At 67.2% G+C, this 5692-nt stretch carries 6 protein-coding genes; all 6 read right to left on the bottom strand.

The window, feature by feature from the left end; all coding sequences use genetic code 11:
• The coding region (locus tag ACYPYD_RS20845) for a FixH family protein (RefSeq protein WP_459665251.1) at positions 1–399 on the bottom strand (399 nt) is incomplete at its 3' end.
• Positions 396–1847, bottom strand: coding sequence for a cytochrome c oxidase accessory protein CcoG (gene ccoG, locus ACYPYD_RS20840; RefSeq protein ID WP_036525762.1), 1452 nt, complete (start codon positions 1845–1847; stop codon positions 396–398). The genes ACYPYD_RS20845 and ccoG, both read right to left, overlap by 4 nt.
• Before the next feature lie 125 nt (positions 1848–1972).
• On the bottom strand, positions 1973–2884 hold the full coding sequence (ccoP, locus tag ACYPYD_RS20835) for a cytochrome-c oxidase, cbb3-type subunit III (protein WP_036525760.1): 912 nt from the start codon (positions 2882–2884) through the stop codon (positions 1973–1975).
• Positions 2877–3059 (bottom strand): cbb3-type cytochrome c oxidase subunit 3, encoded by a 183-nt coding sequence (locus ACYPYD_RS20830; protein WP_008828422.1) that lies wholly within the window; start codon positions 3057–3059, stop codon positions 2877–2879. Before ACYPYD_RS20830 ends, ccoP begins: the two co-directional genes overlap by 8 nt.
• Positions 3056–3805: a cytochrome-c oxidase, cbb3-type subunit II gene (gene ccoO, locus ACYPYD_RS20825; RefSeq protein ID WP_008828423.1), complete on the bottom strand. Its 750-nt coding sequence runs from the start codon at positions 3803–3805 to the stop codon at positions 3056–3058. Before ccoO ends, ACYPYD_RS20830 begins: the two co-directional genes overlap by 4 nt.
• A 21-nt stretch (positions 3806–3826) precedes the next feature.
• On the bottom strand, positions 3827–5470 hold the full coding sequence (gene ccoN / locus ACYPYD_RS20820; RefSeq protein ID WP_036525759.1) for a cytochrome-c oxidase, cbb3-type subunit I: 1644 nt from the start codon (positions 5468–5470) through the stop codon (positions 3827–3829).
• Positions 5471–5692: the final 222 nt, after the last annotated feature.

Genomic DNA, 5692 nt, shown 5'->3' with positions numbered 1-5692 from the left:
TCCGGGACTTGATCCGGGACCGGTGGCTGTCTTTAGGCGCGCGCCATCTGCGGGCGCCTTGCCGGCCGTGGGCGCCTCGCCGGAAGGTGGGCTGGTCATGGCCAGCGGTCCCGGATCAAGTCCGGGACGACGAGGGGTGGTCAGGTCCACCACCACCCGGCCCTCGGCCCCGCGCCGCGCCTGCAGTTTCCAGCCCAGCGCCTTCTCCTTCGCCGCCTCGTCGAGCCAGCGGTTGAAGTCCTGGCTGGCGACGTAGGAGTTCTCCACCACGATCCCGCCGAAGGTGGTGCTGGCGAGCGTCGCCATCGTCACGTTGACCGCCAGCACCACGCCGAACCCGGCGACGAGGATCGCAGTCATATGCTTTCCGTTGAAAGGCTTGCGGGTCTGCACGGTCATGGGTTCGCCTCCTGCGGGGTGTCGAAGGTCACTTCGGATAGGGCGGTCTCGCGCGCCTCGCCCTCGGCGGTGACGCGGAAGGTGAAGTCCTGCGCGGCGGTTGTCGGCGGGGCGACGACGTAGACGCGCAGAGGCAGCGTGGCGTCGGCGGGGATCGTGCGGGTGAGGGTACGGGCGGCGTCGGCGCGGGCGCTGTCGTCGGTCCACATCACCGCGCCGGGGAGGCCGACGAGGGCGATCTCCATCTTGCGCGGGCGGCCCTCCATGTTACGCAGGCGCAAGGTGTAGGCGCCCCGCACAGAGCCGTCGCTCAGGAGGATGTACGGCGGGTTGCGATCCTTGGCGACGGTCAGCCCGGTGTGGACGCGGGTGCCCAGCGCGAACAGCAGGGCAAGGCCGATGCCCGCCCAGACCGCGAGATACGCCAGCGTGCGCGGGCGCCAGATCAGCTTCAGGTGGCGCGTCGGCGGCTGTCCCGCCTTCTCGCGCTCGGCGTCGTCCAGCGTGGCGTAGTCGATCAATCCGCGCGGGCGGCCGATGTCCTGCATCACCCGGTCGCAGGCGTCGATGCACAAGGCGCAGGTGATGCAGCCGACTTGCGGGCCCTGCCGGATATCAATGCCGGTGGGGCAGACGGCGACGCACTGGTTGCAGTCGATGCAGTCGCCGAACACGTCGGGCGCTTTCTGCGACTTCTTGAGGCTGGCGCGCGGTTCGCCGCGGAAGTCCTTGTAGGTGACGGTCAGCGATTTCTCGTCGGTCATCGCGGTCTGGATGCGCGGCCAGGGGCACATGTAGATGCACACCTGTTCGCGCATGAAGCCGCCGAGCACGAAAGTGGTCGCGGTCAGCGTCGCCACGGTGGCGTAGGCGACGGGGTCGGCGGTGCCGCTCCAGAATTCGGTCCAGAGCGTAGGCGCGTCGGCGAAGTAGTAAATCCACGCGCCGCCAGTGGCGAGGCTGATGGCGAGGTAGATCGCCCACTTCACCAGCCGCCGGGCGATCTTGGCCGGTCCCCACGGGGCCTTGTAGAGCCGCATTCGCGCATTGCGGTCGCCGTCGATCAGGCGGTCGACGTGCTGGAACAGGTCGGTCCAGACGGTCTGCGGACAGGCATAGCCGCACCACGCCCGCCCCACCGCGCTGGTGACGAGGAACAGGCCGATGCCCGCCATGATGAGCAGGCCCGCCACGAAGTAGAACTCGTGCGGCCAGATCTCGATGCCGAACATGTAGAAGCGGCGATGGGCGAGGTCGATCAGCACCGCCTGGGTTGGCGCGTAAGGGCCACGGTCCCAGCGCAGCCACGGCGTGACCCAGTAGACCGCGAGGCACAGCGCCATGATCGCCCACTTGATGCGGCGGAACTTGCCGTCGATGCGGCGATTGAAGACGGGCTCGCGCTTTGCGTAGAGCGAGAGCTGGGTCATGTCGGGGGGCTTGTTCATGGTACTTGTCCCGCCTGGGAGTGCTTCCTTTTTCTCCGTCATCCCCGCGAAGGCGGGGACCCATCTCCTGAACTGGCATGTTGCACGGTCATCAGATGGGTTCCCGCCTTCGCGGGAATGACGGGTCAGGGGGTGGCGGCAGCTTCGGGCTCGGGCGCAGGCGTCTTTTCCCCCCCGCCGAGCGAGTGGACGTAAGCCGCCAGCATCTTGATCGTCACCGGGTCGAGGCGGCCGGTCCATGCGGGCATCACCCCCATGTGCGGCTTGCTGACCTGCGCGACGACATCGTCCTTCGTGCCGCCGTCGAGCCAGATCGCGTCGGTCAGGTTCGGCGCGCCGAACTGGCGGCTGCCCTTGCCTGCCGGGCCGTGGCAGACGGCGCAGTTGTCGGCGAAGAGCTTCGCGCCCTCGGCGTTACCGCGCGCCTTGCCCGAAAGCGAGAGGACGTGCCCGGCCACCGCATCGATCTGCGCCGCCGTCAGCAGGCCGTCGCTGCCGAAGTTGGGCATGATCGACTGCCGCGTGGCGTCATCACCGGGCTGGCGGATGCCGTGCAGCAGCGTCGTCTCGATGGTTTTCAGATCGCCGCCCCAGAGCCAGTCGTCGTCGTTGAGGTTGGGGAAGCCCTTCGACCCGGCCGCACCGGCGCCGTGGCACTGGACGCAGTTGATCCTGAACGCCGCCGCGCCGCCCGCCACCGCCGCGCGCATCAGTTCGGGGTGCTTCGGCAGCTCCTCGATTCTCATGTCCGCAAGCGCCGCCACGGTCTTCGCGCGAGCGGCGGCGGCGGCCTTCATGTCCTTGTCCAGCTCGCCCCGGCTGGTCCAGCCGAGCGTGCCTTGCGTCGCGCTCGAAAGCATCGGCCATGCCGGGTAGACCACGCTGTAGCCCAGCGCGAAGACGATGCAGGCGTAGAAGGTCCAGAGCCACCAGCGTGGCAGCGGGGTGTTGAGTTCCTCGATCCCGTCCCACTCGTGGCCGACGGTTTCCGTGTTCGTGGCTTCGTCGAGGCGTCCTTTTGGATGATGCTCAGCCATCGTTCTCGTCCTTGAAGATCATCGTCGCGGCGGCGTCGTTCTTCGCGCGGTGGCCGGGCCGGAAGGGCCAGGCGATCAGCACGACGAACACCACCAGCATCGCCAGCAGGCCCCAGCTGTCGGCCAGATGCCGCAGCATGTCGTAGGTGGAGTGAGTGCTGAGAGAGAAGGTCATCGGCCCTTCTCCTTCGCCAACTGCTCCTGCGCGGCGGCGGCGTTGACGTCGACCATGGTGCCCAGCACCTGCAGATAGGCGACGAGCGCATCCATCTCGGTCACGCGGCTGGGGTCGCCGTCGAAGTCGCGGATCTGCGCCTTGGGGTAGCGCTTGAGGAGATCGCCGGGATCGGCCTCCGGGTCGGCCTGCGCGTTGAGGTCGGCCAGCGCACTGGTGATGTCGCGGTCGGTGTAGGGCACGCCCACGCGGCGCAGCGCCGTCAGGTTCGCGGCCGGGTCGGCGACTTGCAGATCGCGCTCCGCGAGGAAGCCGTACTTCGGCATCACCGATTCGGGCACGACGCCCTCGGGGTTGGTCAGGTGCTGGACGTGCCAGCTGTCCGAATACTTGCCGCCCACGCGCGCAAGGTCAGGCCCGGTGCGCTTGGAGCCCCACTGGAACGGATGGTCGTACATCGATTCCGCCGCGAGGCTGTAGTGGCCGTAGCGCTCCACCTCGTCGCGGAAGGGGCGGATCATCTGGCTGTGGCAGACGTAGCAGCCCTCGCGCACGTAGATGTCGCGGCCCGCCTGCTCCAGCGGGGTATAGGGGCGCACGCCCTGAACTTTCTCGATGGTGTTGTCGATCCAGAACAGCGGCGCGATCTCGACGATGCCGCCGATGGCGACGACGACCAGCGCGCAGATGCCCAGCAGGGTAATGTTCTTCTCGAGCGTCTTGTGGCGTTCGACGATGGTGGTCATGGTTGTTGTCCCTGTTCGTCGTCAGTTCGCGAGGATCGGGCGGTCGGCGGCGGGATCGTAGGCGGCATCGCGCAGGGGCTTTTCCTCGCGCAGCTTGCCGAGGATCGTGGCCCAGACGTTGACCGTCATGATGACCCCGCCCGCGAGGTAGAGCGCGCCACCGAAGGCGCGCAGCGCGTACATCGGATGGAGCGCCGCCACGGAGTCTGCGAAGGAGTTCACGAGGTAGCCGTCGGCCCCGTATTCGCGCCACATCAGGCCTTGGGTGATGCCCGCCACCCACATGCTGGCGGCGTAGAACACGATCCCCAGCGTCGCGAGCCAGAAGTGCCAGTTCACCATGCGCAGCGAGTAGAGCCGCTCCCGGCCCCACAGGCGCGGCACGAGGTAGTAGATCGCGCCGAAGGTGATCATCCCGTTCCAGCCCAGCGCGCCGGAGTGGACGTGGCCGATGGTCCAGTCGGTATAGTGCGAGAGCGAGTTGACGCTCTTGATCGACATCACCGGGCCTTCGAAGGTGCTCATGCCGTAGAAGGCCAGCGCCATCACCATCATGCGGATGATCGGATCGGTGCGGACCTTGTCCCAGGCGCCGTTGAGCGTCATCAGGCCGTTGATCATGCCGCCCCAGCTCGGCATCCACAGCATGATCGAGAACACCATGCCCAGCGTCTGCGCCCAGTCGGGCAGCGCGGTGTAGTGCAGGTGGTGCGGCCCCGCCCAGATGTAGAGGAAGATCAGCGACCAGAAGTGGATGATGGACAGGCGGTAGGAATAGACCGGCCGCTCGGCCTGCTTGGGCACGAAGTAGTACATCATGGCCAGGAAGCCGGCGGTCAGGAAGAAGCCCACCGCGTTGTGGCCGTACCACCACTGCACCAGCGCCCCCTGCACGCCCGCGAACAGCGGGTAGCTCTTGGAGCCCAGCAGGCTGACAGGCAGGTCGAGGTTGTTGACCACGTGCAGCATCGCCACGGTGACGATGAAGGCAAGGTAGAACCAGTTGGCGACGTAGATGTGCGGCTCGGAGCGCCTGACGATCGTGCCGACGAAGACCGCGAGGTAGCAGACCCACACGATGGTCAGCCACCAGTCGACGTACCATTCGGGCTCGGCGTATTCCTTGCCCTCGCTGATGCCGAGGAGGTAGCCGGTGGCGGCCAGCACGATGAACAGCTGGTAGCCCCAGAACACGAAGCGGGCGAGGCCGGGGAAGGCCAGCCGCGCGCGGCAGGTGCGCTGGACGACGTAGAAGCTCGTCGCGATCAGGGCATTGCCGCCGAACGCGAAGATCACCGCCGAGGTATGCAGCGGGCGCACCCGGCCAAAGTTCAGGTACGGCTCGAGGTTCAGCCAGGGCCAGGTCAGCTGCGCGGCGATGAACACCCCTGCGAGGAAGCCCGCCATGCCCCAGAACACCGTGGCGATCATGCCCCAGCGGATCGGGTCGTCGTCGTAGCGCCCCTGATCGGGGAAGCGCAGCACGCCGCGCGCGATGCCGTCGTAGTCGGCGCCGCGCAAGGTGAACCACAAGGCGGTCATCGCCGCGATGGCGACGATCCCCATGTGGATGGCGAAGCCCTGATCCACCGCCAGCGCGGAGGCCATCACGGCAAGGAAGAGCACGGCAAGCCACACGCCTGCCCGCGCCAGCACCGAAACCATAAGCTGTCTCTTTTCGAGATGAGTTGCTGATCAGGGTCCGCCTTGGGCGCTGGAGCCGGGAGTCGCATTGACGGGGATCAAAAACCCTCGTCGTTCCGGACCTGATCCGGGACCACTGGCCGTGAACGGCCCGCCTCGCGGTGCGCGCCGCAGGGGCTTCGACAAGCTCAGCCTGAGCGGTGTTGAGAGGAAGTTATCAGTCCCGCTCAGGCTGAGCTTGTC

Source organism: Novosphingobium sp. 11B, from assembly GCF_054589055.1.
The sequence above is the reverse complement of the archived record's forward strand: the minus strand, read 5'-3'. Positions and strand labels throughout refer to the sequence as shown.